The following is a 26999-nucleotide window of genomic DNA, read 5'->3' as shown; positions in this document are numbered from 1 at the left end:
ACTATTATTCAATTAAAACTACCATTATAAACTTTATCTTTTCGCTTCATTTGTATTTGCGTACATATTTTCACTATTAATATACCAACTATTCCACCAAGCATATTACATAGTAAGAAGATACCATCTACAGAACCAATGTTCCTAGGAACTAAACTAAACGACCCTAATAGTAGACGTAAAAGCTCTATACCTAAACAACACAATATCACTAGAAAAAAGGCTTTATTTCGATTTTTAAAATGGAAAAGAACGAATAAAAATATCCCTAAAGGAAGTAATAATAAAAAATTATAAACTATAGCTGAATAGCTCCACAAATACATACTGAAGTGGATACCATCAAAAATTCCAAACCAATCATTAGCTGTAATAAAACTCCTACTTTTGTCTGCTGGATTTAGAGGTAAAAGTGTTATTCCCCCTACTTTAATTTGAAGTAAACATAGTAAATAGAAGAGAAAGCTATATAAAGTAACGCGTCTTTTATTAGGCTTGATTTCCTTTCTAAAGTAATCAAGAAATACATCTATAAAAATATAGACCAACAACACTAAAAATCCGAAAGGAACAATATTATATAGAACATAATTTGTATGCAAGTAAACACCTCCTAAATTTTGTAACAACTATCATTTTACTTATTTTAACAATGTTAGTCAAAACCATTTTTCCATTTAGATGCTTTTAATGTCATATATAAAAAAATACCCCTATAGACCACCATATCTATAGGAGAAAAAACGGTACGATATTCGTATGAAGTTTAGTAGGTTACCTCGGAATCTTTTCGCTTCGGAATAAGTGCCGTAAAAAGTGCAATTAAATTAGGTGGAATGCTAAATAATAAAAACAGCCAGTTTGTCGTCAGGATCGAGATGATCGTGAATACAATAATGGACGTCATGAAGACGAATAGGCCCACCTTCACACGCGTAGGCTGTAACGGGGCTGCACTGGACATATTGATGGTCAAAATAATCCCAATGATTCCCCAACTCGCTACGTGTGTTAATAAAAGGATACCTAAAACCATAGCAGTGCTTAATTCAATCCCAAAATTGAGTAACGTAAAGAAAACATACAGCGCTCCTAATGTCACATACCAAGAATAGGATCTGGCCTTTTGCCAAATATGATAGTACAGCTCGTCTAAACCACTGTTTTTTCTAGCTTTCTTTCGTCCTAGCCACCATCCAAGGAGTCCACCAATCACTCCCCCATACAAACCAATCATACCCCAGATATTAATCTCCATCACTCATTCTCCTCCTCTTCAAATATAAACACTTCTTCAATTGTGCTATTGAACGCTTTGGATATGTTGTAGGCAAGCTCTAAGGATGGATTGAATTTGCCTGATTCAATAGCAATGATTGATTGCCGTGAAACGCCAACTTGTTTCGACAACTCTTCCTGCGTAATCTTGTTCAATTTTCGTAATTCTCGAATTCTGTTTTTCATAATGCCTCCTTTATAAATGTAAAGCAAACTATACATTTAATGTTAAGTAAAGTTTACTTTACATCACTACGTATGTCAAGCAAACTTTACAATTTGATTTTTAGTTAGATGAAATGGCAATGTCGAGTAAAGAACAACAAAATTCTATTACTATGTACTACTTTCGGAAAATTTGATAAATTAATAGTAAGGAATGTTTTGAGCGTTACAAAAAGGAGGTTATCCAAATGAGTAAAAAAGAGCTCTTGCAAAATGGAGTCAATCAGGTGTTTTACGAAGAGGAATGGTACCCACCGTTATCAGACGCATTAAAGAATCTCACTGCTGCGCAAGCTAGTTGGCAACCAGAAGGTAATGCTGCTAATACGATTTGGGAAAATGTAAACCATTTATTAATCTTTAAAGAGCGCTTACTTTCTCGCTTACATAAAGAGGAGACATTTGTTGCTCCACAAAATAATGATGAAACGTTTGTCCAAGGAGAAGCCCATGATGAAGATGCTTGGCAAGAAACAGTGAAACGAACACTTCACGTACATGATGCCTTAAAATCTTCATTAGCATCCCTTCAAGAAGAGGCATTAGATCAACCTAGTCCCGCTCTTCCAGTTTGGCAACAATATCTAAATATCCTTTTGCACGACGCTTACCATACAGGACAAATTGTTCAACTTCGTAAACTACAAGGTTCATGGCCTGCTAAGCGCTCCTACTTATAATCGATGATTCCAATTGGTGATGGAAATGCAGATGCCCCCTCAAGTTAGAGACAAACTACTAACTATAGGGGGCATATCATTTAATTCGTTTTCATTATCCATTTTAAGCTGTTTCTCTACCATAATCAGTGGAACATCACTAATGTCAAAAGTGGTTTTAGTAAGTTTACAAGTCTATCGGCTTACCACCTGTCACTCCATAAATCTGACCCGTGATATAACTTCCTTCATCGGAGGCAAGCAGAACATACACTGGTGCAAGCTCTACTGGCTGTCCCGCACGGCCGAGAGGAGTATTTTGACCAAACTCAGGTATTTCTCCTTCTAATTTCCCGTTATCCAGCTGAAGCGGCGTCCAGATCGGGCCAGGTGCAACACCATTGACACGGACACCTTTAGAAGCAAAGTACGAGGATAGGGATACCATAAAGTTGCTTATAGCACCTTTTGTCGCGGCATAATCCATTAAAGATGAGGATGGATCGAAAGATTGAACCGATGTGGTGGTGATAATTGCACTTCCTGGTTCCAAATGTTCTTCAGCAGCTTTTACGCTCTCGAACATGCTGATGATGTTTACTTTGAAAGTGTCTTGCACTTGTTTAATTGTTAAGTCACTTAGGGATGGCTGTGCGATCTGTTGCGCAGCATTTAATACAAGAATGTCCAATCCGCCAAAGGCTCCCACGGTTTTTGTAACAATCTCTGTCGCTGCGTTATCTTCTCGCAAGTCATACGGTAGCAGTAATGCTTTTCTTCCTGCTTTTTCAATTAATTCTTTAACGACGTTGGCATCTTCCTCTTCACCAGGGAAGAATTGGATGGCTACATTGGCTCCTTCACGTGCATAGGCAATAGCAGCAGCACGGCCAATCCCAGAATCGCCTCCTGTAATTAAGGCATTGCGCCCTTCTAGACGATTGTATCCTTTATATGATTCTTCTCCGCAGTCAGGTTTGGGGATCATTCCATGCTGTAGTGCTGGCGTGTTCTGTTCTTGATTTGGGAATTTTTCGGTATGAAATTTTTTACGTGGATCGGTTAGATGTGGGTTTCCCATCAACTATCATCTCCTATTTTGAATAGTTAGTGACAAACACTTTGCGTGCTTGCACTCTTTAAATCCTGTTACATTTTGTTGAATACCCTTTGAACATTTACTTTAAACAGCATCAGAACCAATGATTGAGTCATTTACTCTTCTTACAAAAGAAAAAACACCCTATATAAGCGAGCAGACTAGTCCAATGTTGAAATGGATAGTTTGAACACTTACATTGAGTGTTTTAAGAACCTTTATAAACTAGGTTATGAAAGATATTTAATAACGCTTTGTTTGTTTAAATTAACGCCTCAATTGCTTGAGCTACTTGCTCTTCTGTTAAATTGTGACGCACGATGTAGCGATTGCGCGCATGCTTTGTACATTCGATTGTACAGCCACCTAAATGCTTTGCTTCATTTTCTTCGGATGCGATGATTTGCTTGTTACATTCAGGATTTGCACAGTTAATGTAACGTTCACAAGGTTCACCGTCATAGTGATCACGACCGACAATCACATGCTCTACTTGATTGATTGGCACTGTTAAACGCTCATCGAAAACGTACATTTGCCCATCCCATAATTGACCTTTTGCAACCGGATCTTTTCCATATGTTGCCACACCACCATGTAATTGACCAACATTGCCAAAGCCTTCACGTTTCATCCAACCTGAAAACTTCTCACAACGAATACCACCCGTGCAATAGGTTAAAACATTTTTCCCTTCGAATAGCTCACGGTTTGCACGGACCCATTCTGGTGTATCACGGAAATTTTTTACCTCTGGTCGAATCGCGCCACGAAAATGGCCGACATCGTATTCATACGTGTTACGCACATCTAATACTACTGTATTTTCATCTTGCATTTCAGCAAGGAATTGTTCTGGTGACAGGTAGCGACCTGTTAATTCATGTGGGTTAACGTCTTCTTCTAAGCCTAAGTTGACTAACTCCGGTCGTGGGCGTACGTGCATTTTTTTGAATGCATGACCATCTGCCGCATCCATTTTAAAGACAATGCCTTCGAATAATGGGTCTGCTTGCATGTTTGCCATGTATTGCTCTGTTTGCTCAATCGTCCCCGAAACAGTCCCGTTAATGCCCTCATTGGCTACTAAAATACGACCTTTTAAACCGATTTCTTTACACATTGCTAAGTGCGTTGCTGAAAACGTCTCTGGGTCTTCAATCTTCGTGTAATGGTAATATAATAAAACTTGATAATTCATTGTTTTCCACCTATCATTTCAATATTTGCAGGATATTCCTGATAGTGTCTTTTACGACCTATTAACCATAAAGGATAATCCGTTAATATGCTATCGGTAATTAGACTGAAATGAGTAGAAATATTTTTCCATATTCCGCTAGATGAAAAAAGACACATTTATTCGTTAAACAAATTTTATATTTTTCTTCACCGCATTTTCTACTAAAGCGTAGAGTAAACCCGCAATCCCAAAAATAAGCATGGAATTAACAATACTTACATTATATTCTTCTATAAATCGCGAATCATAGATGATTGTTAAAGAAAAAGCCCCTATTGCCCCACCAAATAAAGTAAAGGGAACCACTTTGAACAGCCCATTTTTCATAAAACGACCCACAATAAATGTTAGCGGTAAAAACGAAATCGGATAGAGAATAAAAGCAAAAGAACCCATTAAGAACATATAACCAACGCCTAAATCACGAAATCCCATCATATATTCTGATGTTCTGATTTTTCTTCCTTCTAAAACCTCTAAGCCAAATCCTGCTAAGGCAAACAGCACTAAAAAAGGTATCCACATGAGTAAACAATGATAGAAAGTTCTCATTCTAATCCATCCTCTTCTGAATCTTATACTATTGGTACAATTAAACCTCATACTATATCAAACGAAAATTGTGGAAGAAAGTTACAATGCTTTTCACCCGTCAAAAGATCAATAAAAAGCCTATTTTAGGGATTAATACGCCTAAAATATGCTCTTCTAATTTCTTCTATTTACACTTACAAGTGAGGCACCGTATAGCAATTTTAATCCAAAGCGTGCCACCACATTGCCCTGCTTTTCATTTAACCCTTTTACGGCATCTACGATAGTACCAATCGAGCCAACGTTAGCAAAGGATATGAGGAAAACAGAGACAATCGCTGCTGTACGCTCACTGAAGCTATCTTGGATTTTAACGAAGTCCAGCATGGCAACGAATTCATATTTGAATTCCTTATCCCCATTCTCACCCTATCCATCATTCACAAAAAGGAACATACACTGGTAGCTGTATGTCCCTTTTAGCGTTTATTTCATATACGTATTCAAAACTTTTTCGATGTCCGTATTAAGCTTGTTGATATCGACTGCTGGCACGGGCTGATTGACAAGCTGATATTTTTCTTTTAGTTTTAGGATTCTTTGGACACTTTCATTTATGCGTTCCTCTGTTATTTCCCCATTGCTGACAGCTACCTTCACCGCTTCTATCGCTGCTGTCATATTGGCATATTCATGCGCGATTAAAATAATATCACTACCAGCCTTGATTGAATCAACAGCTGCTTGCCCGATCGCATAATGATTCGTGATGGCTTTCATCGTCATATCATCAGTCATCACAACACCATCAAAGCCCAGTTGCTTTCTTAGCATACCCGTGATAATTTCCTTCGACATTGAGGAAGGATACTGGGGATCAATCTTTGGCAATAAAATATGTGCGACCATGACGACATCTGCACCACTGTTAATGGCCTCTTTAAATGGGACAAGCTCTAGCTGATTCAAATCGTTCAAGCTTTTTGTCACCTTTGGCAATTCTAAGTGGGAGTCCACAGATGTGTCACCATGCCCTGGGAAATGCTTCACGACAGGAATAACATGCTCCGACTCCAGACCCTTCATTGTTTGAATGCCCAATTGGCTGACGATAGCTGGATCATTGGAAAACGAACGATCCCCGATAATTGGATTATTCGGATTGCTATTGACATCTAATACAGGCGCAAAGTCCAGATTGAAGCCAAATGCCCTTAATTGCTCCCCTAATAATTGGCCTATTTGAAATGAAAACTTGGATTGGTTAATGTCCCCAATTTTTCGGTTCGTTGGGAAATTGTTTAAAGCGCCTGGTAATCTGACTACTTTTCCACCCTCTTGGTCGGTGCCAAGGAAAAGTGGTAGCTGATTCTTCGAATTGGCAGCCATTATGTCATTCATCAATGTGACCGTTTGCTGGGGTGTTTCAAGATTATTGCCATAAAGAATCAAGCCACCTACTTTAGCCTTTTGAATAAGACTTGTTGTCTCCGGCTGAAGCGTCGTGCCTGAAACACCTGCAAACATCATTTGACCGATTTTCTCGTCCAATGTCATTTGTTCCACCATATCTGGCGCTTGTGGCTTCAGTTCCGTATAGACCGAAATATGATGAACGGTAGGATTGGCATCACTGTCAGTCGGTTTCGGTAAGATCCACTTTAGTTGATAACTGGCATTTACATGGTAGACAAGAATAATTTGATTGGTTGATGGATCCTGATAGTAACGAACTTCATCAGCTTCACCCAACTTATTTTTAATATCTGCTAAATGAATGCTTTTGATAGTCTCTTTCGATGAACGGATATCGAAGGCCTGTGAACCTCGATAACCAATCGTCACATCCTCATAATCTTCATATTGTCCATTGGCAATTTCAGTAACTTGCTGCGGTTCTCCCCATTGCTCACGAACCACTTGTTGTTCTGTATCTCCTGCTGCAAATGGCACATCAGGTACTTTTCCTTCTCGTGCGAATTGAGCAATATCCTGTATGAGAACCTCTCTATTCTCTGAACCACCTTCCTGTTGGGATGCATCCTCTTGAACGGGCGTTGTCTCAGGATTTCTAGTCGGTTGTGTGACTGGTCTCATTTTCATGCCGATAAAAAAGGCTAGACCCATTAACATCAGCACAAGAATTAGCAACACACCACGTCTTCTTTTATGCATGTAAAAACCTCCTTCACCAAGCCATTTGGCGACATCGAAACAAATCTATCAACTAACGTTATCATAACTGCCACCTGAATTCAAAGCGCACGCTGTTTTACAGAATCGCAGCCTTCAATAGAAAATATTATCGTAAGCTAGCAAAAATGCAAAAGAAGATGTTAAAATATTCACATAAAGGGGGATATAACATATGGGGAAATTAAGTAAAAGAAATATATTGTGGATTGTGCCAATCGGTATCTTAGCGGTATTTTGGTACTTCTATGGTCCACAAAAAGATATTACAGACAATGAATATATTACATACGTAAAAAACTATTCCTATGAAAATAGCACAAAAACTTTGGAGAGTGCCTTTGCCTCTGCCTGTGAAAATCCATATTGGGTCTATTTTGAAACACAAAAGGGACAGGATGTTGTAGAGTTTGAGGGTGATTGCACGGTTAACAATGAAGTAGCCAAGGTCAATGTACAGTTTCTTGTAGACAACGACATCACAAGTGTTCAATCAGGTGCAATGCTTGTCGATAGTAAAATGCAGGAAGAAGCAGACCGCGATGAATTTTTGCTAGCACTTGCTAAATAATGAGGGTTTGCTCTGGGAAAGCGGATAAAATGTGTAAAGTAGTGGATAGCAATCCTAAAGTGACGGATAAATCCTGTAAATTGACGGATAGCTCTGTGAAAGCGGAGGAAGATTTTGTTGCTGCAATCGAATAAAAATGGAGAGGGTTGATCCTCTCCAGAAGGTGGTTATTATTTTTTCTTAGCGATCCAAATCGTCCATCGATCCTTTTCCATGATGGAACCTTCTGTTGTGATCGCATTCCTTATATCCTCAAGAAGGGTCGATAATTGGTTGTCATTCAATTCATGTAATAGACTACGCCCCACCCTGCCCTGTAAATCAGCCAATAATTGCTCCTTATTGGCATAGACCTGTCTCGTCTCCCATAGTTTTAACTCACTCATTTCTTGAAAGCCTACTTCTTGTAAGCTTTCTGTCACCAACTGACTAGTGTGTCTGCGCTCTACTTCCTTTTGAATAAGCGAAGGAAAACTTTCAAAGAAATAGCCCCTTATATGATGAGCATCCCCTGGAAGTAAACAATCCTCTGGGGTGCGATCCTGTACGATAAAATAACCGCCTTGCTGTAAAAGCCGAAAAGCCTCTTGAAAGCATGCTTTGACATCTTGTATATGATGAATTAAGGCTCGTTCAAGCACGATATCAAAAGTATCCCCTGCAAGCCCTGTATTGAAAGCATTTCCTTGGACAAATGTGATTTGCGGATATGCTCGACAATTTTCTTTCGCTCCGTCTAGCATGGCTAGTGAAAAGTCTACACCTGTTACAGATGCCACCCCCATGTCGACAAGTGCCTTGGCATAAATTCCTCCGCCACAGCCGATATCTACGGCCTTTCCCATACGATGAAAAGGAATATGTTTCGCTAACGCTGCCTTCCATAAGCTATCTGCCTGTCTTGTTGTATAAGACGTACGATGTTGCTGATTGTGGAAATCAATCCCCATTCTCTTCACACTCCCCTTTATTTTAGTGTACTAGTAGATCACCCATAAGAAAAATCTATAATTATTATAAAAATTCATAAGATTACCTTATCAAATGAAAAACCCCATGCAAGGTTATGCATGGGTTGAGCTACCATTAACTATTTCTAGTAGGATGGGAGGACTTTAATATGGTCCGTTCAATTATTCTAATTTCGTTATTTAGTTTTGTAATCGCCGCTTCAATTTGTTGATACCGCTCCATTCGCTTGACCTTCTCTGTTGGAATGGAATCCTTTAAAGCAGCCTGTCCTGCGTATAAGCTTGACAGTAAATCTAGCTTTTGAAAATAAGCTGTGCTATATTGCTCCATAACACCCAGCCCCTCATCTGTTACTTTTTTACACGAACTTATGAATTGTTGTTCATATAAGAACTATAACCGAAAAAAGCAGCCTCAAAACTCGATCTAAATTATTATTTATTATCCATTTCCAAGTAAATGATTATTCTATAAAAGCGCTAAAGCTACGTTAATCATCTTTTTTTAACAAAGAATAGATAAATGTATCATGTGCTTGTCCCTTTTGAAACATATAGTCCCTCAATATACCTTCCTGTTGGAATCCAAGCTGAATTAAAAGCTTGGAAGATGCCTCATTCTCTAAAAAAACAACGGCTCCAATCCTGTTTAAGTTCATATCCCCAAAAGCATAAGCAATTACTTTCTGCACAGCTTCTTTTGTATAACCCTGCCGCCAGTAATCAGGATGAATTTCATAGCCAATTTCTGCTCGCTGATGTGCCGCTGACCATAAATGGAAGCCAACTGTACCAATCACTTCATTCGAGTCTTTTCGTTCAATTCCCCAACGAATCCCGCGCTTTTCCTCAAAGGTTTTGGCAAATTGCTTGATTAATTGCTCGGCCTGCTTTAAGTCGGCAAAAGGCTCCTGCCCATAATAGCGTGTTAAAGCCTCATTGGAAAAGCAACGAAAAATTGCTGGAACATCCTCCTCTGTGAGTTCTCTTAATCTCAGTCTTGCTGTCTCTAATTCTGGAAACATGCTGTTCCCCTCCTCTACCATCCATATCATTCTCTACTCTTCCTTCAAAATCCTTTTTTAGCAACATAAACGTGCAAACCTCAAAGTAGGCTTGCACGTTTGATTAACCAAAGGCTTGTGCTGCTAGAGCAAATAATGTTTGATTTCTTGTAGGTATTTTTTTGGCATTACGGATCATGACAGGTGGTGTTGCAGCCATCGTAAAACCACTCTGTTGTAAAATTGGACCAAGCTCCATTTGAACAGATGGACAGTCGATACGTAATTTCCCCTGATAGCCCTTAGCCAATTCATTGATAATATCATGCGCTATTTCTTTACTTGGCGCGACGATTGGTCCTAAAAGAAGATAAATCGGCCCCGCGATCGTTAAGCCATAGCCAATCATTTGATTGTCTTGATTTTTCACAACAACACAGCGCTGTGCCTGCTGTATTCTTTTACGCAGAAAGATTCTTCTACTATCCCCAAATGCTGCTGCATCAAGTTTGGCAAGCTGTTCAAAATCCTGTTCTTGAAATTCTTTGATGGTGCCTAAAAAATCGGATTCTCTTGTCGTCTCAACAAATTTGTCTGCCAAATATTTATGTACATGCTCAACCGTCGTGAAGCCCATCTTTTGATATAAAGGTTGTCCTTCTTTTGTAGCTACGAGCATAATCGCTGTTTCTACTGAAACACTATCGATACAGGCTTGTATAACAATTCTACCTAAGCCAAAACCTCTGCATTGCTCATGCACAATCACCATGCCAATGGAAGCTACATTTGTATCGTAGGGAATAATGGCTGCACAGGAAACTATTTTTCCTTCCCTATTTTTATGTCCTACTATTCTACCTGCTGCCATAATCGTTTCAATTTCGTAGGCATCGTAATCCCATCCAACCGAAGCTGATAGCTCGATTAATCCCTGAATATCGGTAGAAGTAAATAAAGTTAGCTCAAAATTCAATTAGATACACCCTCTGTCATCCAAATTTAAAAGAACGTTTGTTCCATTTTACAAAATCCCCCTTCCATATACAAGCAATATCTCTTAGCTTTAGCAATTATTACTATATAATTATTGTAAAATAGCCTATAATAGTTGCTAGACTATGCACTCCTACTTCAAGCATATAAAGGTGATTTCAACATGACATCCTATGAACGTATTCTTATAATGGTCCCGCCGTTTCCCTAGCTACGCAATCTACTTGTATCTAACAAAGTAGAATTTTGCTTGTAGGAGGGCAATATGTTGAACAAACAGGCAGTACCATCTTTATTATTAATGATTGTTCTTGTGGCTTTTCCACAGATTAGTGAAACGATATACACACCATCACTTCCGGACATTGCCTCTGCACTTGGTGTAGCCAATAGCTCTGTCCAATTAACATTAAGTATCTATTTTATTGGCTTTGCATTCGGCGTTTTCTGCTGGGGATGGATTTCTGATTTGATTGGCCGTAAACCTGCCATGCTAGGCGGTTTAATTTTTTATGGAATAGGTAGCCTACTCTGCTTTTATGCAGAGACAATTCCTTTTCTATTAGCAAGTCGATTGCTACAAGCATTCGGCGCTGCCACTGGCTCCATTATTACGCAAACCATTTTGCGTGAAAGTGTGACGGGAAGTCAACGCCATGCAATGTTTGCTCAAATTTCAGCCGTCATTGCCTTTACCCCAGCGGTAGGGCCGTTGATTGGTGGTTGGGTGGATCAAGCACTGGGCTTTCGAGCCGTGTTTTTTGTCCTTGTCATCATGAGTATTTTGTTATTTATCTATGCTTATTGCAGACTTCCAGAAACAACCAATCCTGCAACAAGACAAAGAACTGCGATTTTGCCTGTCGTCAAACGCATTTTCGCTTCACCCATCGTGCTTGTCTATGGTCTACTAATTGGAGGCATCAATGGTATTCTATTTAGCTACTATGCCGAAGCACCCTTTATATTCATTGAGCATTTCCGACTGTCACCTGGCCTGTACGGATTTCTTGGCATTATCGTTGCCCTTGCTTCCATAATAGGGGCTATGATTTCAAAGCGACTCGTCATCAGCCATCCGCCTCAAAAAATCATCCATGTTGGCTGTTTGGTAATGCTTGGTGGCACTTTGCTTTTGACCATCGTCTGTACGCTACCTTTACACGCGAGCATGATGGCCATCGGTATGCTGATTACTATTTTTATCACACTGCTAGGCTCAGGCATTGCACTTCCTAATTGCTTAAGTTTAGCGTTAGTAGATTTTCAGGATGTGATTGGCACAGCAGGCGCTATTTTTAGTCTCGGCTATTACTTACTCGTCAGTGCCATCACATCTGGCATGAGCTTACTGCACAACGGTTCTTTACTAACAATGCCACTTTATTTCTTAGGTCTATCCTTGATGATGTGGCTTGGCGGGAGAAAGTTTATTCGATAATGGAAGAAAGCGGGCTTCCAATCCTATAAAATAGATGAGCCACCCTAAAATTTTAGGGTGGCTTCTCCTATCCTTGAAAATAATAATCCAACACTTCCTGAGGGGTATGAAAAACTTTGTTGCTTTGCGTATTATAAAGAAATTTGGGATTCGTACAGGCTTTCTCTAGACTTTTTGCTTGCTTTAGCTTATCCGTCATTTGCTCAATAATATCTGTGTAGCCATCGAGCTGGTTTGAAATTTTCGGTAGCATCGTTGGTGAGATATCGAGTACAATAGAGACTTGATCCTCAGCATAACTATTTAAATTGATAAAAAAGCATTCTTCCAAATGCTTTGAATGTTTGTCTACATTAATGACAGCCTCTTGATAATTGGCGATTAGCCCTGTTGATGTATTCGTAACTGTAAAACCTTGCTGTGTCAAATGCTGTTCAACCAGCTTTAAAAACTGCTCGACCTCTGCATCTAGCTTTGGTGTAACATTGGATTGAATTAAATCATTACATTTCTGATAAATGGTATCTATTTCAGTCTGTTTTTCGACAAGTAATTTAAAATTAGACATTGAATACACGCTTCATCTCCCCTTTTTACTAAGGTAGACATTCATGAAGCGTTTTAGTCATGATCACGAAAAATAACAATTAAAAGGAGAAGTCGATGATTAGAAATTCTGTCAAAGCCATCATCATCATGGATGGGAAACTATTGCTAACAAAAAATCAAGATGTCGAGGGCTACTTTTACCTTTGCCCAGGTGGTGGACAGGAGCATGGAGAGACCTTTCACAAGACATTGCAAAGGGAATGCCTGGAGGAAATTGGCTCCTCCGTTCACATTGGAGAGCTGTTATTTATCCGTGAATACATCGGACAAAATCATGAGCATGCCGCCTTTGACGCTGATGTACATCAGGTAGAATATTATTTCCTCTGTCAGGTAAATACGCAAACTTGTCAACCAACCAATCCAGATAGTCTTCAAATTGGGACACAATGGATACCGATTGAAAAGCTTCATACATATAGACTTTACCCCAAAGCGCTTACCCAACCATTACAGAAATTTATACGAGGACAGCAAACAACAATCTATTTGGGCGATGTCAATTAAAACAGGCTGTCTATTTCCTTAGACAGCCTATTCTTAAAGAAGCACTTTCACCATCGTATAATAGCTACTGCCTGGTGGATAATCTTTAATTTCTCCCACTACTTGATAGCCATGTGCCTCATAAAAGGTACGCGCTTGAAACTCGTAGGTTGTCAGTAGGGCTTTTGTTGCGCCCATGTCCTTGGCTACTAACTCTGCCTGTGCTAAGAGCTTTGTGCCCATTCCCTTTCCACGATATTCTTCACTAAACCAAAATTTATGTATTTCTATCCATCCCCAGTAGACTTCAGCTGTTATACCACCTATCCATTGCTGATGTTGATCTGTGACGATTAACTGTAAAGGAAGAACCGCACCCTTCTTTCTACTTTCGCGATGATAAGGAGATTGCTCATTATTATAGGCACGAATTTTTTCGCTTAAAAAATTTGTAAAATCCTCATGCTGTCCCCGTAAAACCTCTACTTGATATTGCATCTCGCTCCTCCTATTCCTGATAACGCTTTAACAGCTTGTCTTGATGAGCTGCAAATATTTTTTCTAATGGAATATCGTACTGATTAGCAATCACGATTAGATTTCCTAGGACATCCCCTAGCTCTTCAATTAGCTCCTGTTTATTTTCTTCAAAGGATTGTGTTTTTTCATCTGGTCGATCTCTACCAATCTCGATTGCTCGAATCGCCCTTGCTACCTCACCTGTTTCTTCTGCCAAGAAGCCAATACGTGTAAAAATATTAAGCTCTGACCAGCCACGTGCTTCATAGTAATCCTTTACCCAGCGTTGAAAGTCATTTAGTTCCAATTCTACTTCCTCCATTTCCTTCCTCTTCAAAATAAATTATACTATAAAAGAATTCGATCAGATATGGAGGAAATCAGCTATGAAAAGTATTGCCGTATTTTGTGGATCCAGTCTAGGGGCTTCCGACGCTTATCGTCAAGGAGCGATTTTACTAGGAAAAGAATTAGCTAAAAGACAAATTACGCTTATTTATGGTGGTGCTTCTGTAGGCATCATGGCAACAGTAGCGAATACAGTGCTAGAAGAAGGCGGCAAGGTCATTGGGGTGATTCCGACATTATTAGAAGAACGTGAAATTGCGCATCAACAGCTGACAGAGCTGATTGTTGTAAAGACGATGCATGAACGCAAAAGTAAAATGATGGAATTAGCAGATGGCTTTATTGCCCTTCCTGGTGGACCTGGAACATTAGAGGAATTTTTTGAAGTATTTACGTGGAATCAAATCGGTCTGCTTCAAAAACCTTGTGCTATTTTCAATATGGAACGCTATTTTGATTTATTAATATCATTCTTTGACCATATGCAAAATGAACAATTTTTAAAAGCACAATATCGTGAGGCACTTATTGTTGATGAGGACGCAGCAGCCCTATTAGATAAATGCGAAAGCTTTGTTCCTCCAGCTGTGAAAACCTATGAATTAAGCAAATAATAACGTGGTGAGGTTGGACCTAATTGGACGAACCTCACCTCTTTATTGACCTAATCTCCACTACTATCCTACATGACAACGCGAAAAAAATGATGGTTCTAGTCGTTCAGATTACTAGCGATTTGGCTACTATGATTTCATAAGTCCGCCTTCTTTTCCCTCTTTTTCACTGCTACCACAGCAATCAATACCGTTCCAAGCTTCACCACCCCAATAATGGCATACAGACTAAACGAAAGAATCGCTGGTAATAATACCAGCCACCACGACCATGTAATGACATCTGTTAGCTTTAATACGACAAAGACAATGGTCAACACTTCTGCAATGCCCATCATTTCACCACCTTACAGCCCATCCTTGACTATATAGTAACTATATATCTTACGATAAGGAACATCACAGGAAAAATTTTCATTACTTTTTCTAAATCATACAACAGGAGGCAGTAAGATGACGAATATTTTTGTAAAAAGTGAGTTTGCTCCTTTAAAACGAGTTGTCATGGCGCAATCGGAATTTGCTTTTCCAGCTAAGGAGGCTCCAACAGATGATGAATTTTTAACAGAAGAAACACTAGCACTTTATGCAAGCGTAGATACACTCGGTAAAAATTTTAAAGATGTCTTTCCAGAAAGACAGCAGCAATGGGAATTGGAACGAGCAAATTTAAAAAAAGTATTAGAAAAATACGGGGTAGAAGTACAAGTACCAAGACGTTTAACAGACTATGAAAAAGAAGTAGGAAAAGAAGATGGCTATAGCAATTTCTTCGTTCGCGATCCCTTTTTCACTATCGGCCATTTCTTAATCGAGGGCTCCCTTCGATTCCCACATAGACGCAACGAAATTTTGCCAGTACGTAATCTTTTAGCACAGGAAGCAAATGAAAATCAATGTTTCTATGTCTCCATTCCAAAGCCTGATATGGCAGATGGTTTAGATTCTGAAGCTGGCCCGTTCTTAGAGGGCGGCGATGTGTTAGTGTTAGATAAAACAGTTTTCGTCGGGAATTCAGGACTAGCCTCCAATAAAAATGGTGTGCAGTGGCTGCGTAATTTAGCAAGTAACTTTGATTATACGGTGGTCGAAGTGTCGCTTCATCCAACCATTCTTCATCTCGACTGTGCGCTTAGCCTCGTTAGAGAGGGTCTAATGATTGTCTGCGAGGAAGCACTCATTGATGGTATTCCCGAACAGCTAAGAGATTGGGATAAAATTAACGTTTCCCTAGAGGATGCCGCAAAACTTGCTACTAACGGCTTACCTATTAATGAAGAAGTCTATATGACAGACAAAGAATTTACATGGATGGGCGAGCAACTAGCGAAGAGAGGTGTCACCGTAGAATATGTTGATTTTACGATTTCTCGAAGCTTTGGCGGTTCTTTTAAATGTAGTACACAACCCCTATTACGCACGGATCTCTAGCAATTATCTCTCCCCACTAAAAAATAGTATGAATAATGAGCAACCTGAAATGGCACATTACTTGTAGGAGGTGGACAAGAAATGTCTAGAATTATTGGTGTGGAACAATCATTAACGAATATCGAGGATGCTTTAAAAGCACAAGGCTATGAAGTCATCCAGCTTCGCAATGAAGAGGATGCGAAAAAATGTGATGCTTGTATCATTACAGGTCAGGATCGTGATGTCATGGGAATTAGTGATCCAGTTATGGAAGGTCCTGTGATAGATGCGGATGGACTATCGGCAAACGAGGTCGTTGAACGCGTCCAAAAATATTTCCACTAAAATCATTAGTGCTGTCTTTACGTCATTTTGACGAGAGCAGCACTTCCTACATACTAAATGGTCGCTACTTATAATACCTTGCGTTCTTGTACAAACTAATATACACGAACTTCAAAAAGTAGGGAGATATATGAGCCAAAAACAGATTGCACTTGTTATTTTAATGCTGACGACTACACTACTGCTATCCGGCTGTTGGGATGTAACAGAGCCACAACGAATGTATTACGTACAAGGTGTGGGGGTTGACTATAAGGATAATGAATATACAGCATACTTACAAATTATCAACTTTGCTAACGTAGCGAAAACAGAATCAGCTAACCCTAATGCAGCGCCTACCGAAATTGGTCAAGCGAAGGGTAAGACAATAGAAGAAGCCATTTACAAATTGTATCGTTCAATGGATCAAGAAGTATTTTGGGGACATATGACCTTTCTTCTCTTCTCAGAGAGTGCTATGAAAGATGAACATGCGATTGCGGTTATTGATACTTTTCTACGCTTTCGAGAGACAAGATATCATATTTGGGTTTACTGTACCCAAGATCCTATTGAGGATGTTTTATTAGTTTCTCCATTGTTAGAGAAATCACCAACTGCCACCAAATTAAGTAATCCTAAAAACACAGCGAAGCAGGAGTCATTTGTAGAGCCTGTTAATTTAAGACAGCTCGTCATTGGCTTAAATGAGCCCAATCACGAAATGAAAATTCCTTACGTAACCGTCAACGAAAACTGGGAAACAATGGATGGCTCCAAAACAGAAACCGTTTTTGCTGGTGTCGGTATTCTTTCAAAGGATAGTTTTAAAGGCTATATTAAAGGCAAATCGGCACGTGGAATCGAGTGGATGAATGATGAAACAAAGCAAGGAGAAATTACCGTCGAATTAGAAAATAATGAAAAAAGTGATTACTTAACCGTCGATATTAAAAAGCTAGATGTCAAAGTCAAGCCAATTGTGAATGGTAATGACGTAAAGTTTGAGGTAAATTTAAAATTCGATACGATTTTAAATGGTTTTAAAGGAAAGCTGACACCCAATCAGGTAAGAAAAAAAGTAGAAAAAGCCGTCAAGGAAGAAATCCTAACTACCTTTGAGGAAGGACTAAAAATGGATGCGGATGTCTTTCGTCTATCCGAATATCTCTATCGTAGTAATGTAAAGGCTTGGAAGAGATTAGAGAAGGATGGCAAAATTCCTTTAAGCAAAGATTCCATTAGCAAAATCGATATTCATATTAATAAAGTAAGCCCTGGCCGTAAAACATTTGCAGAAACAATTACTGAATAATAGGTAGAGACCATCCAAATGGCATGGTCTCTTTCTTATGGCCATCTTGTCATGCTCTATTAATGGAAAAGATTTAGGAAACTTTTAACAGACAGGAGATCAAGACGATGATATAAAGGTTTGGAGGAATAGTTTGGCGAACAAAGAAGCTATTATGTAAAATAACCGTAGATCGAAACCTTGATGCTAGAATTAAACGATTGGAGTGGGACAATCTTTAAACCTCAAAACCTCTAGAGAGTATCAAATTTGGCAAGTTTATTAGGACTAAAGATCCAATACGTTTTTATAGTTCAAAGGAAAATGGACCAGTACTTGAGACTGGTCCTTCTTCCTATATTAATGGTTTGTTTTCTTATTAAGAATGTAATCCCGATAGACTAACAGAGCGACAAGAAGGAAGCTAAGGCTAACAAGACGGAAAATCATTTCTATACTTATCCATTCAGCTAAAATTCCTAAGATAAATGCGCTCACACCTACCCCAACATCGAAGCTGGAAAGAAAAATGGCGTTGGCTGCACCATTTTTGGCTTCACTTACTTTTTGAACAGCCCAGGTTTGTAGGCACGGCATAACGGTGCCATAGCCTGCACCAAATAAAATCGCGGCGATCATCAATGTGAAATTATTTGTAGTATAGGATAACACGATTAATGATAGAAAACCGAAAATCGCTGACACAATAATGATCGACCATGGTCCATGCTTATCAAACCATTTTCCTGTAAATGGGCGTATTAAAGTGGAAACAATTGCGTTGATAAGAAAGAATAGAAAAATATGCTTTAATCCCTTTTGTTCACCAAAAAGAACTAAGAATGTAATAATCGCGCCAAAACCAAGCGTCGTCACAACAGTCAATACTGCCTGAAACCTTACTTCTTTTTCAAATACCGCTTCCATAAATCGAAATGGCTGCTTATCATTTTGAGTAGGGGCCGTGGAATGCACAAAGGAAAGCATTATGATCGCAAATAGGCTTAGGAGGGCTGACGACCAAATCAGCGTGTGAAAAGAAAAGGTACTGTAAATAAGGATACCGAGACTTGGTGCAACAATCGCTCCCACGGTTGTGGATACCGAGAAATAGCCCATTCCCTCGCCTAATCGAGCTTTAGGGATACTATCTACAGCCATTGTACTATTGGCTGTCGTGGATACACCCCACGCTGTTCCATGGAAAAGTCGGAGTAATAGGAAAATCCAAATCGTGTGAAGCAATGGATACAGCATTGTAATTATGAGTAAGGCTATACTTGCCACAATCGCTAGTTTTTTCCGCTTATGATCCATTAAATAGTACCCTATAAAAGGTCTTATCGTAATGGCACCTATTGTAAATACCGTCGTCACCAAGCCTACCTGCATTGGATTGGCGTTTATGCTTAATAAATAGGCTGGTAAAATAGGCAATAGCATTTCAAATCCTATAAAAATGAAAAAATTACTTATGAATAGAAAAAGAAATGATGAAGTAAAAATTGGTTGTTTTTTCATAGTAAATTCCTCGCTTCTAATTATTTTTCTAAATTAGAAGCGCTTGGAACACTGCAACATTCCTTAATTGTCTTAGTTTTTTTAGCAATTCACTCACCCTCTCTCCGTTTTATCACAACAAAAAAGACGCCATAAAACCGGCGTCTACCAATTACTTTGTATGGTTCAAAAGTCATTTTTCACACATGACTAACAAAGGCAAAAAGCTTCCGGTTACTACCTTCACTATGCTGTTTTCTTAAAAAACCACAGACTGGTCCCTTTGAGCCTAAATCATCTAATTGTAAAAATGCCTTTACCTCAATTGCCGTTCTTCTGAAAATCGTTTCCATGACTTTTTGCCTCCTCTCTCAAGATCAATTCATAGCTTACTATAATTTAATACAAATTTACCACAAAAGCAAATGCAACGTTGAAACTATGTATAAGACGCAAAATATTTTCCACGCATGGACTATTTATAAAGTTCTTTCCTTGTCACCGTCTATTAATTGAACATGCACCTCGGAGGAGCCACCTCCCTCTATATGATTAGGAACATTTGTTAAATTGAGTAATTCCTTTAGATGAATAGCTTTTTCACGATTGGCCTCGATGGTCACATGATATGGCCCTGCTATATTCATAAGTGAATCCATCCGCTTATCGCCTTTAAAAAAATTCGTATCGATAAATTGTAAATCAAAGGACACAGCTTCATTGCTTCGATTATGTAAGACAATGGTACATTCCCCATTCATTAAGTCTTTTTCCACCATATCAAAACGACATTCTCCATCCCCTTTGTATGAAATGGCCATAATGCCACTAGCAAAGGTTTCTTGATACGCCACGATAAGCAAATGAGGTAAAAATGAATAAATTAATACTACAATAACAAATGTTCGAAAATGATATTTGTTGATGCTCCTAAGTAGTAAAATCATAGCAATTATAAATAAAATCGAGCCAAAGATGCCAAGTAACACGTATCCATCTTGTGTTTCGATAGGAATTGACATGAATGTAGTATGTGCCATACTTGCTTCATTGTAAGGATATGGAAAAAACAGACACATACAAATACCCAACATAACGATTGACCCGATAAACGCCTTTTTATTGTTAACCATATGCTGCCTCCTTTCTAAGGTAATATATAAGAATCACATACCAAATTTAACATATATAACCTAAAAAAGGAATGAAACCTATAAAAAAGCCTCGATTTAAAAATAGTCAATCCGTCTGTAGGCTGAGATGTAGCACCGTCTATAGGAAATATTAGTTTCAATGGAATTATCAACTCCTATTTAGGTACTTCATAAATAAACGTGCTTCCATCATCTGTTCTTCCACTTAGCTTTTTCATCAGATTTAACCTTTACTCCATTTAAAGCCCAAAAGCGATAGGTTTCACCCTTCATAAATTCATTTTTTGATGTACCTGTTGGGGATGTTATATGAAACTGTTCAACTTTATTTTTATCTACAACTAAGTTTGAAGCAAAGTGCATGTCAGAACCATTGCTAACACTTAGAAGCCTCACGTCTTTACTTGGCTTGAATGTGTATTCATAGTAGATAGCGTAAATTCCTTTATTCAGTAAAGCTTCATCGTTGCTCTGTTCATTAAAGAACATATCTTTAAAAATATCTTTTGGTTTAGAGCCAGTTGTATCCACAATGGCATGTTCTATTGTAGCAACCCCAGTGTTATTTTATGGGGTTTTCCAAGAACATCTTCATATCCACCGTATTTCGTTTTCTCGAAACTAGACATAGTTAAGATATTCGTTCCAGTACTAGCAACCTCACGAAGTTCTTTTACCCCTGTGAAATCGGCTGGTGCTTTCTTCATTGCATCCATGAAGCGGATAAGGATAGTTGCTACTTCGGCACGTGTTGTATTGCCATTTGGCTTGAATGTGAAATCTTCATAGCCTGACAGTAATCCAGTACCAAGTGCCACCCCGATATAAGGTAAATCCTTCTTGTTTACACCACCACTATAAAACTCAGGAATCGGAATAATTGTAAGGCTTGAATTCGCCATTTCCTCAATTGCTTTGCCATAATCAGCATTCGCATGTGCTAAACCATTCGCTAGCCAGCGAGACATTTCACCACGAGTCATTGCTTTATTTGGCTCAAATCTGTTATTCGAGAAATCACTAGCTTTAATGAATCCAACAACTAATCCCTCTTGAATAGCTTCATTTGCCCAATGTGAAGCCCTGACATCGGAAAATTCAGATGGTATGGTGTACGATCGTTTCCATCGAATACACGTGATAGGAATGTCGCAAATTCTGCACGTGTTACCTGTACTGATGGATTATATGTACCATCACTGTAGCCTGCCACAAGCCCTTTTTCTGCTACTTGTTTAATTGACTCATACGCCCAATGTGATTTTGGTACATCTTTAAACGTTGATTTGGTAACTGGTGCAGCTTGTACAGTTTTGTTGCTGGAATTACCAAAGCGGATGTCATTACGCTCACAGCTAACGCATTTAACATAATATTTTTACGAGTTTTGCTAAAGTGTTTCTTTTCATAAGTATCCCTCTTTCTGATATTTTCTTTTAGCTAACGAATAACCCATTTCTTATTACTTATAAATATACCGTTTTATTCCATGACCTTTTAATATGAAATAAAATTAGGTAACTATATTTCTAAACCTTATAAAAGCTGTGCAATAAAAAAAAGGAAAATCTCGCAATAGAAACAATAGTGTAAAGACTACAAAATAGAGTCCTTTTACACCTTGAATTATCTAAAGCGGGGTTTTCCCGTTAGTCTTATATGTAATTTGATACTTGTATTTTATCATTTACGTTTGAGCTAGGCAAAGGTATAATTAATGGTATTATGTAATTATATGTTATATTTACAAAATATAATATATTTTATATTAGAGTAATATATTTTTAGTTGAAGGGAGGACATTGGCAAGTATTTTTAGCTTTTCACATCCTAGTTAAACTTTAAATCTTCTTTATTAGTATTAAAAATTTAATTTAAAGGGAAATGAAAAAATATTTTAAAATTTTGATTGCATTAAGTGTTATTTTTATTATAGGAAAATCCTTTTTTAATATGAGCCATGCTCAAGCGGAAGATAAAATTTCAGAAAATACTGATAACACTTTCGAAATGTATGAAGCAAAGAAAATGGAAGAAGACAACAATGTCATTACACCGTTCGGTACTTTTTGGGGTTCGGATGGAACAGCGACATTTAATTATATGCCAACTGCAAGATCCTTCTCTTGGACTCTAAATATCCCTGCTGCATCAGGAGCATTTTTATATTATGTAAGCCCTCAAGCATATGATAACGGGATACCTTTCATGTACTAGTAATAACTGTTTGAACTATAAATAATTATTATTATGACGTTTGAAAAAAAGGTATTTAATTATAAATACTATACCTAATCTAATCCAATAAAGTTTTATAAAAGAGTGAGGTGCAAATTCATGTTTGATTTAAATAATGCTAAAAATAATCAACTCAATTTAGAAGTTACAGCTCCATACTCTTTAAATTATCTAATATTTATACAAAACTTATTTTTAAATAATAGTAGTAATAATAATCCGCAGTCTCCATTCCCTAATTTTAACAGCTCCGGTTGGGGTATCTTACCTCAAGAAAAATTTAATATTAAATTTAAAGAGATATGGAATGAAGTTATAAATAATACTGTGCAAAATCAATATTACGATAGTAATGGGGTTTTGGAAAATGAAAGTACATTCTACCGACAACTATTTGATAGAAACGAAAATGGGGAGTTTGGATTTTCAGAAAGTGTTAAATTATTTTTATCTTGGTGGAATGGATTCCATGGGAAAATAGCTATAGAAAAATTATTTGAAAGTGTAGGCGGACAAGTAATATATAATGAGTTATCACAGTCGCAAATATTATATGATCTTAATATAAAACAATTTAAGATCAATATTATTTACGATAAACAACGATTATTTCCTACAACTTCATCCTTATCTTTTGCAGTTTTACCTATTCAAGAACTTTTTTTAAATAGTACAGATATTGTATCGAATTTATTAGGTATTGAGGAAAATTCGAACTGACCCCTTCGGGTTAGACAAAACAAAAAAGCATCTTCAATTGAATTTAGGGTAATGTATCCTGAAATCTATTGGAGGTGCTTATTTTCATGAGAACGAGAGTGAGTTATCCACAAGAAGTAAAATTAAAGGCAGTTGAAGTGAAGATACAAGGTATTCCTACAAAGCTTATATTGGAAGAGCTGAACATTCGTAATGACACTCAAATTGAAACATGGACACGTTGGTATGAAGCAAGCGACCATTTCGATGACTTTTTGGTCACTTGCTCAATTTTTCATCATATTTCTGCACACATAGCTCCCTAAAATTACAGCCACGACAATGCCATTTTTCTTGTGTTTGTTCAAAGTCCTCGATGTCCACGGGCTCGTTGGAAAAAATATCAGCCTGATAGTTGACTATAACTTTCATAAAGTTTCAGTGTAAATCAAAAGCTGTATTTATTAAACGAACTTCAATCATTGTGTTTTCATTATTAATCACCGACTGTTATTAAAAGTTTGAGTGTAGTGAACCTCAAAAGTTAGACTTATTTCGGAGAGGAGTTACTCCTCTTCGTTATTTTAATTTAAAAGTTCAATTTTTGAGTCAAACCATTGTTCCATGAAATTTATTTGTTCTCTAATTTGCTCTTTTGTGTAATTTTCATCCTCTGAAGTAACGACCCATTTTTCTTCAATATCATCATTTCTATGGACAATTGCGATAAGTTTACCTGTAAATTCATCTATTGGCCCCTTTAGCTTATTTGAAAGGATATAGACATCCTGTTCCTCTCCATCGCCACCAATGATTCCAGGTACGTAGCCATAATTTATCGGATAGATATTATCAAAACCATCCTTATAGCCCATTGGCCGATCTACTATTATTTTCAACTTTTGTAGTTTATGAAGTTCCATAACGACTTTTGTCCTTTCTATGCAGCCAATCTTACACGATAGGTGCCAAATTTACTCTTTATTCGCTTGTAATTATAATAGTAGATATACTTATCATTCGCTTGTTTTATTTCTTCAAGACTAGTATAGATAGTCCCATAATACATTTCTTGTTTCAGTAGGCCAAAGGAATTTTCTTTTGGCGAATTGTCTAAGCAGTTTCCTTTTCGAGACATGGTTTGAAATATTTTATTGTTTTCCAGTAGAATTGCGTATTGTTTCATATGATACGCCCATCCCCGATCTGAATGAAAGGTTCGTCGGAAAAGGCAATCTGATGTTCGTTCAATTGCCTCTAGTTGAGCGTCGTGAATTGCTTGTACGTTCGGTCGTTCAGATAATCGATAGGAAATTATTTCACCATTAAACATATCTAGAAATGCATCTAAATAAGCTTTTTTAATGGTTACTTTTCCACCTTCTCCAGTAACGACATACTGAAATTCAGAGGTATCCGTTGTCAATTTTTGATGGGGGATGGATGTATGGAAACGGCGGTGAATACGATTCTTCTCAACCGTTCCAACATTGCCTTTGTATGTACTATATTTGCAAGATTCCCGTTCTAATTCTTGTTCACGCGATAATTACTTTTCTTCCTTCGTTTTCTTCTGTTTGTCTGACATGGATGGACGTCCTTTAAAACCATCGAGTCATTTGGCAGATTGAATTTATGAGCGACATCTCGGATAGATTCCCCACTATTTAAATAATAGTTTATTACATCAAGTTTAAATTGAATAGTGTAATCCGAACGTCTTTTCTGTTTTCTAAGAGAATCAAATCCTAATGCAGTTACTTGCTTCAACCACCTTCTCACCACTCCATGGCCTGAGGAAATACCAAATAGAAGAGCTATTTGTCTATAACTTCCATGCCCTTGAAAGTAGGCTTCAACGACTTTTTTCTTAAACTCATAATCGTATTTTGCCAAAATAAATACACCCCAAAAGTTAGATTTTTGGTCTAACTTTCGGGGTGCTGTACATTTGAATTTGGTTTTGGTATTTATTCATCAAAAAAATCACCTTTGAAAAAAGGTTTAATTCCAACTTCTCTAAATAAATATTTTATTGGATGACAATCATCGACCAAATTTTTGTTGGGAATTAAAATTTTCTCCCTAAGTTCTTGAAATATTTCCGGATTAATTTCTGGAAACCATTCTTCATAAATCATATGTTTATCCTTTTCTATCAAAATTAAATACACAACAATAATCTCAAACATATAAGGAAATTCTTGTTTAATATTTTGATAGTTATCTAATAATGAAGTTATATAATCCTCAAAATTAAAAAATTTTGTTCCTTTTTCATTGTTGTATTTTAAACGTTCCTTTTCAGGTTTAAAGACAAAAGTAGACTTATTAAACCAGTTGCCTAACATGCATGTAAAAATTAATAATGCATATTTTTTAGTTTCTTTATCATCATCATTAAAATATTTAAAATACTCATCATAAATATAATTTTTGGCAGTGGTAAAATACCCAATTTCAATCCCAGAAATAGTTTGTTTCACATTTTGTATAATTTTATTATTTTCCATACCATAGTCACTTTCTTTTAAAATTTCCATAATATAGATTATAACACACGTTTAGAATACAGGGAACATTGATACAATAATCCAATCATACTTTGAATATGACCCTGACCATGAACTCCCTTTTTGAATTGCAACCCTAACTCTTTGTCCTTCTTTAAACGAAATAAATTCTTTTGTATAACGATCTTTAACTGTAGGATCTTTTATCAGTTCGTCTGTTCCATTTATTACTTCCATTGCGATATCCATAGATTTTGCTGGATAATAAGCATATTTGAATTGTGATTTCCATTCATTGTTTACTTGAGTTTCATATTTTATTTTCCCCTTAGAAAACTTCATATGATACTCATAAATATGACAATAACCGTAATTTCTAGTTTTAGCTGCTGGCATTACAATCTTTGAACCAGAGGATGATGTTGCCACCTGATCTTTCATCGGTGACGCTGCTTTCATTGCCTCGTTCTCTTCAACAAAGTTTATTTCATCAGTTGGAATTTCGCTTTCAGGCACTTCTATAGGTTCAAAACCGTCCATTGGACTTAGAGTGTAAACACCACAGTAATCTTGTGCCTCTTTTTTTACTAACTCCGATAATATATCATCATTAGCTTTTGCTGTTACAGGAATTACTAATATAGTCATAAATAAAACTATTAATAATCCGCTAAATTTCTTCATTTTTTCCACTCCTTTATTTTTTCGGGTACACCGCAATTGTATAATTTTACAAATTAAACTTAAATAGTATTTAATTACCTTTTATTAAATGACAAATAGTTACAATTTATAAAGTGTTAAATCACCAATCCATTGCCAAAGAACCTCCATTCTTTAATGATGAAGGTTCTTATATTGTCATCTACTTTTTCAAATCAAGATTCTTCTATAATAATATTTAATTTATAATCAAACATGACTTTAGTAGTGTTAAAAAATACAAATGAAATGAAATAAATTTTAAACCCAACTAATACTTTCTGCTGTTTTATCTATTAAAATGTTACGTTTACACAATACATTATGAAATATAAGCTTTTCGGCTATGTCTTCCCATTCATAACAGTC

General features: G+C 37.3%; 36 protein-coding genes and 3 pseudogenes. 11 read left to right on the top strand and 28 right to left on the bottom strand.

The genetic code is table 11. From position 1 onward, the window contains the following. Window positions 1–8 precede the first annotated feature (8 nt). From LCP48_RS09825 to LCP48_RS09815, 3 genes are all read right to left on the bottom strand, one after another. Window positions 9–602 carry a VanZ family protein gene (locus tag LCP48_RS09825; protein WP_004228827.1) on the bottom strand — a complete coding sequence of 198 codons (594 nt, stop codon included), beginning with the start codon at window positions 600–602 and terminating at the stop codon, window positions 9–11. A gap of 164 nt (window positions 603–766) precedes the next feature. After that, window positions 767–1258 carry a hypothetical protein gene (locus tag LCP48_RS09820; RefSeq protein WP_009371017.1) on the bottom strand — a complete coding sequence of 164 codons (492 nt, stop codon included), beginning with the start codon at window positions 1256–1258 and terminating at the stop codon, window positions 767–769. Then, window positions 1258–1464, bottom strand: a complete 207-nt coding sequence (locus tag LCP48_RS09815; RefSeq protein WP_009371016.1) for a helix-turn-helix transcriptional regulator — start codon at window positions 1462–1464, stop codon at window positions 1258–1260. The genes LCP48_RS09820 and LCP48_RS09815 overlap by 1 nt, the downstream gene beginning before the upstream one ends. 227 nt (window positions 1465–1691) lie before the next feature. On the opposite strand from LCP48_RS09815, the gene LCP48_RS09810 reads away from it, so the two are divergent. Then, window positions 1692–2183, top strand: a complete 492-nt coding sequence (locus LCP48_RS09810) for a DinB family protein (protein WP_004228833.1) — start codon at window positions 1692–1694, stop codon at window positions 2181–2183. Between the two features lie 166 nt (window positions 2184–2349). Here LCP48_RS09810 and LCP48_RS09805 read toward each other — a convergent pair whose 3' ends face one another. The 5 genes and pseudogenes from LCP48_RS09805 to nagZ form a co-directional block, all read right to left on the bottom strand. After that, on the bottom strand, window positions 2350–3243 hold the full coding sequence (locus tag LCP48_RS09805) for an SDR family oxidoreductase (protein ID WP_009371012.1): 894 nt from the start codon (window positions 3241–3243) through the stop codon (window positions 2350–2352). 280 nt (window positions 3244–3523) lie between these two features. Continuing rightward, entirely contained in the window at window positions 3524–4462 is a 939-nt protein-coding gene (gene trhO / locus LCP48_RS09800; RefSeq protein ID WP_004228837.1) for an oxygen-dependent tRNA uridine(34) hydroxylase TrhO, read from the bottom strand. 165 nt (window positions 4463–4627) lie between these two features. After that, window positions 4628–5056, bottom strand: a complete 429-nt coding sequence (locus tag LCP48_RS09795; RefSeq protein ID WP_004228838.1) for a hypothetical protein — start codon at window positions 5054–5056, stop codon at window positions 4628–4630. A 156-nt stretch (window positions 5057–5212) separates the two neighbouring features. Beyond that, a pseudogene (locus LCP48_RS09790) lies at window positions 5213–5437 on the bottom strand (nucleoside transporter C-terminal domain-containing protein); the annotation flags it as partial. 87 nt (window positions 5438–5524) lie between these two features. Continuing rightward, window positions 5525–7213, bottom strand: a complete 1689-nt coding sequence (gene nagZ, locus LCP48_RS09785; RefSeq protein ID WP_225340909.1) for a beta-N-acetylhexosaminidase — start codon at window positions 7211–7213, stop codon at window positions 5525–5527. Window positions 7214–7406: 193 nt separating this feature from the next. On the opposite strand from nagZ, the gene LCP48_RS09780 reads away from it, so the two are divergent. Continuing rightward, complete coding sequence (locus tag LCP48_RS09780; protein ID WP_004228841.1) at window positions 7407–7802, top strand: hypothetical protein; 396 nt, start codon at window positions 7407–7409, stop codon at window positions 7800–7802. Between the two features lie 170 nt (window positions 7803–7972). Here the strand turns inward: LCP48_RS09780 and LCP48_RS09775 are convergent, their stop codons facing one another. The 4 genes from LCP48_RS09775 to LCP48_RS09760 form a co-directional block, all read right to left on the bottom strand. Next, the gene (locus LCP48_RS09775; RefSeq protein WP_009371006.1) at window positions 7973–8752 is read right to left on the bottom strand and encodes a class I SAM-dependent methyltransferase; all 780 of its coding nucleotides are present in this window, start codon (window positions 8750–8752) and stop codon (window positions 7973–7975) included. Between the two features lie 136 nt (window positions 8753–8888). Then, complete coding sequence (locus LCP48_RS09770; protein WP_004228847.1) at window positions 8889–9104, bottom strand: hypothetical protein; 216 nt, start codon at window positions 9102–9104, stop codon at window positions 8889–8891. 160 nt (window positions 9105–9264) lie between these two features. Beyond that, on the bottom strand, window positions 9265–9798 hold the full coding sequence (locus tag LCP48_RS09765) for a GNAT family N-acetyltransferase (RefSeq protein ID WP_004228849.1): 534 nt from the start codon (window positions 9796–9798) through the stop codon (window positions 9265–9267). A 103-nt stretch (window positions 9799–9901) separates the two neighbouring features. Then, entirely contained in the window at window positions 9902–10753 is an 852-nt protein-coding gene (locus LCP48_RS09760) for a GNAT family N-acetyltransferase (protein WP_004228850.1), read from the bottom strand. 288 nt (window positions 10754–11041) lie between these two features. Between LCP48_RS09760 and LCP48_RS09755 the strand changes: the two genes are divergently transcribed. Further along, window positions 11042–12214, top strand: coding sequence for a multidrug effflux MFS transporter (locus LCP48_RS09755; protein WP_004228852.1), 1173 nt, complete (start codon window positions 11042–11044; stop codon window positions 12212–12214). A gap of 67 nt (window positions 12215–12281) precedes the next feature. Here the strand turns inward: LCP48_RS09755 and LCP48_RS09750 are convergent, their stop codons facing one another. Further along, a complete protein-coding gene (locus LCP48_RS09750) occupies window positions 12282–12782 on the bottom strand; it encodes a hypothetical protein (protein ID WP_225341028.1) in 501 nt (166 codons plus the stop codon). A gap of 95 nt (window positions 12783–12877) precedes the next feature. Between LCP48_RS09750 and LCP48_RS09745 the strand changes: the two genes are divergently transcribed. Further along, on the top strand, window positions 12878–13330 hold the full coding sequence (locus tag LCP48_RS09745) for an NUDIX domain-containing protein (RefSeq protein WP_004228856.1): 453 nt from the start codon (window positions 12878–12880) through the stop codon (window positions 13328–13330). Window positions 13331–13363: 33 nt separating this feature from the next. Here LCP48_RS09745 and LCP48_RS09740 read toward each other — a convergent pair whose 3' ends face one another. Both LCP48_RS09740 and LCP48_RS09735 read right to left on the bottom strand, forming a co-directional pair. Beyond that, on the bottom strand, window positions 13364–13807 hold the full coding sequence (locus LCP48_RS09740; protein ID WP_225340908.1) for a GNAT family N-acetyltransferase: 444 nt from the start codon (window positions 13805–13807) through the stop codon (window positions 13364–13366). A gap of 10 nt (window positions 13808–13817) precedes the next feature. Continuing rightward, on the bottom strand, window positions 13818–14150 hold the full coding sequence (locus tag LCP48_RS09735) for a MazG nucleotide pyrophosphohydrolase domain-containing protein (protein ID WP_009371002.1): 333 nt from the start codon (window positions 14148–14150) through the stop codon (window positions 13818–13820). Window positions 14151–14214: 64 nt separating this feature from the next. Between LCP48_RS09735 and LCP48_RS09730 the strand changes: the two genes are divergently transcribed. Then, window positions 14215–14790 (top strand): LOG family protein, encoded by a 576-nt coding sequence (locus tag LCP48_RS09730; RefSeq protein WP_009371001.1) that lies wholly within the window; start codon window positions 14215–14217, stop codon window positions 14788–14790. A gap of 137 nt (window positions 14791–14927) precedes the next feature. Here LCP48_RS09730 and LCP48_RS09725 read toward each other — a convergent pair whose 3' ends face one another. Next, the gene (locus LCP48_RS09725; RefSeq protein WP_009371000.1) at window positions 14928–15125 is read right to left on the bottom strand and encodes a hypothetical protein; all 198 of its coding nucleotides are present in this window, start codon (window positions 15123–15125) and stop codon (window positions 14928–14930) included. A gap of 118 nt (window positions 15126–15243) precedes the next feature. Here LCP48_RS09725 and LCP48_RS09720 point away from each other — a divergent pair, with 118 nt between their 5' ends. The 3 genes from LCP48_RS09720 (at window position 15244) to LCP48_RS09710 (ending at window position 17845) form a co-directional block, all read left to right on the top strand. Next, window positions 15244–16221 carry a dimethylarginine dimethylaminohydrolase family protein gene (locus tag LCP48_RS09720; RefSeq protein WP_225340907.1) on the top strand — a complete coding sequence of 326 codons (978 nt, stop codon included), beginning with the start codon at window positions 15244–15246 and terminating at the stop codon, window positions 16219–16221. An 81-nt stretch (window positions 16222–16302) separates the two neighbouring features. Further along, window positions 16303–16548, top strand: coding sequence for a YkuS family protein (locus tag LCP48_RS09715; RefSeq protein ID WP_202341897.1), 246 nt, complete (start codon window positions 16303–16305; stop codon window positions 16546–16548). Window positions 16549–16678: 130 nt separating this feature from the next. Beyond that, window positions 16679–17845: a Ger(x)C family spore germination protein gene (locus tag LCP48_RS09710; protein ID WP_225340906.1), complete on the top strand. Its 1167-nt coding sequence runs from the start codon at window positions 16679–16681 to the stop codon at window positions 17843–17845. A gap of 339 nt (window positions 17846–18184) precedes the next feature. Here LCP48_RS09710 and LCP48_RS09705 read toward each other — a convergent pair whose 3' ends face one another. The 7 genes and pseudogenes from LCP48_RS09705 to LCP48_RS09680 all read right to left on the bottom strand — a co-directional run bounded on the left by LCP48_RS09705 (window position 18185) and on the right by LCP48_RS09680 (window position 21718). Next, a complete protein-coding gene (locus LCP48_RS09705; protein WP_009370987.1) occupies window positions 18185–19345 on the bottom strand; it encodes an MFS transporter in 1161 nt (386 codons plus the stop codon). Window positions 19346–19524: 179 nt separating this feature from the next. Next, complete coding sequence (locus tag LCP48_RS09700; protein ID WP_004228874.1) at window positions 19525–19677, bottom strand: hypothetical protein; 153 nt, start codon at window positions 19675–19677, stop codon at window positions 19525–19527. A gap of 126 nt (window positions 19678–19803) precedes the next feature. Next, a complete protein-coding gene (locus LCP48_RS09695; protein WP_004228876.1) occupies window positions 19804–20457 on the bottom strand; it encodes a hypothetical protein in 654 nt (217 codons plus the stop codon). A gap of 210 nt (window positions 20458–20667) precedes the next feature. Continuing rightward, window positions 20668–21009 carry a hypothetical protein gene (locus LCP48_RS09690; RefSeq protein WP_225340905.1) on the bottom strand — a complete coding sequence of 114 codons (342 nt, stop codon included), beginning with the start codon at window positions 21007–21009 and terminating at the stop codon, window positions 20668–20670. An 11-nt stretch (window positions 21010–21020) separates the two neighbouring features. After that, complete coding sequence (locus LCP48_RS09685) at window positions 21021–21461, bottom strand: S-layer homology domain-containing protein (RefSeq protein WP_253294153.1); 441 nt, start codon at window positions 21459–21461, stop codon at window positions 21021–21023. A gap of 3 nt (window positions 21462–21464) precedes the next feature. Next, window positions 21465–21509 (bottom strand): annotated as a pseudogene (locus LCP48_RS23475) (hypothetical protein); the annotation flags it as partial. Window positions 21510–21520: 11 nt separating this feature from the next. Continuing rightward, window positions 21521–21718 (bottom strand): S-layer homology domain-containing protein, encoded by a 198-nt coding sequence (locus LCP48_RS09680; protein WP_263643099.1) that lies wholly within the window; start codon window positions 21716–21718, stop codon window positions 21521–21523. 644 nt (window positions 21719–22362) lie between these two features. Here LCP48_RS09680 and LCP48_RS09675 point away from each other — a divergent pair. The 3 genes from LCP48_RS09675 to LCP48_RS23470 all read left to right on the top strand — a co-directional run bounded on the left by LCP48_RS09675 (window position 22363) and on the right by LCP48_RS23470 (window position 23741). Then, entirely contained in the window at window positions 22363–22695 is a 333-nt protein-coding gene (locus LCP48_RS09675; protein ID WP_225340904.1) for a hypothetical protein, read from the top strand. Window positions 22696–22815: 120 nt separating this feature from the next. Then, window positions 22816–23436: a hypothetical protein gene (locus LCP48_RS09670; RefSeq protein ID WP_004228879.1), complete on the top strand. Its 621-nt coding sequence runs from the start codon at window positions 22816–22818 to the stop codon at window positions 23434–23436. Window positions 23437–23522: 86 nt separating this feature from the next. Then, the gene (locus LCP48_RS23470; protein ID WP_009370983.1) at window positions 23523–23741 is read left to right on the top strand and encodes a hypothetical protein; all 219 of its coding nucleotides are present in this window, start codon (window positions 23523–23525) and stop codon (window positions 23739–23741) included. 258 nt (window positions 23742–23999) lie between these two features. On the opposite strand, the gene LCP48_RS09660 is transcribed toward LCP48_RS23470, so the two are convergent. From LCP48_RS09660 to LCP48_RS09640, 5 genes and pseudogenes are all read right to left on the bottom strand, one after another. Further along, window positions 24000–24338 (bottom strand): inorganic diphosphatase, encoded by a 339-nt coding sequence (locus LCP48_RS09660; RefSeq protein WP_009370982.1) that lies wholly within the window; start codon window positions 24336–24338, stop codon window positions 24000–24002. Between the two features lie 17 nt (window positions 24339–24355). Continuing rightward, a pseudogene (locus LCP48_RS23465) lies at window positions 24356–24940 on the bottom strand (DDE-type integrase/transposase/recombinase); the annotation flags it as partial. Window positions 24941–24942: 2 nt separating this feature from the next. After that, complete coding sequence (locus LCP48_RS09650; protein WP_004228886.1) at window positions 24943–25311, bottom strand: helix-turn-helix domain-containing protein; 369 nt, start codon at window positions 25309–25311, stop codon at window positions 24943–24945. Between the two features lie 74 nt (window positions 25312–25385). Next, window positions 25386–25928, bottom strand: a complete 543-nt coding sequence (locus LCP48_RS09645) for a hypothetical protein (RefSeq protein ID WP_225340902.1) — start codon at window positions 25926–25928, stop codon at window positions 25386–25388. Window positions 25929–25979: 51 nt separating this feature from the next. Next, a complete protein-coding gene (locus LCP48_RS09640; RefSeq protein ID WP_004228889.1) occupies window positions 25980–26612 on the bottom strand; it encodes a hypothetical protein in 633 nt (210 codons plus the stop codon). Between the last annotated feature and the right edge of the window lie 387 nt (window positions 26613–26999).

Origin of the sequence: Lysinibacillus capsici, from assembly GCF_020217405.1 — a bacterium.
GTDB classification, from domain to species: Bacteria; Bacillota; Bacilli; order Bacillales_A; family Planococcaceae; genus Lysinibacillus; species Lysinibacillus capsici.
The sequence above is the reverse complement of the archived record's forward strand: the minus strand, read 5'-3'. Positions and strand labels throughout refer to the sequence as shown.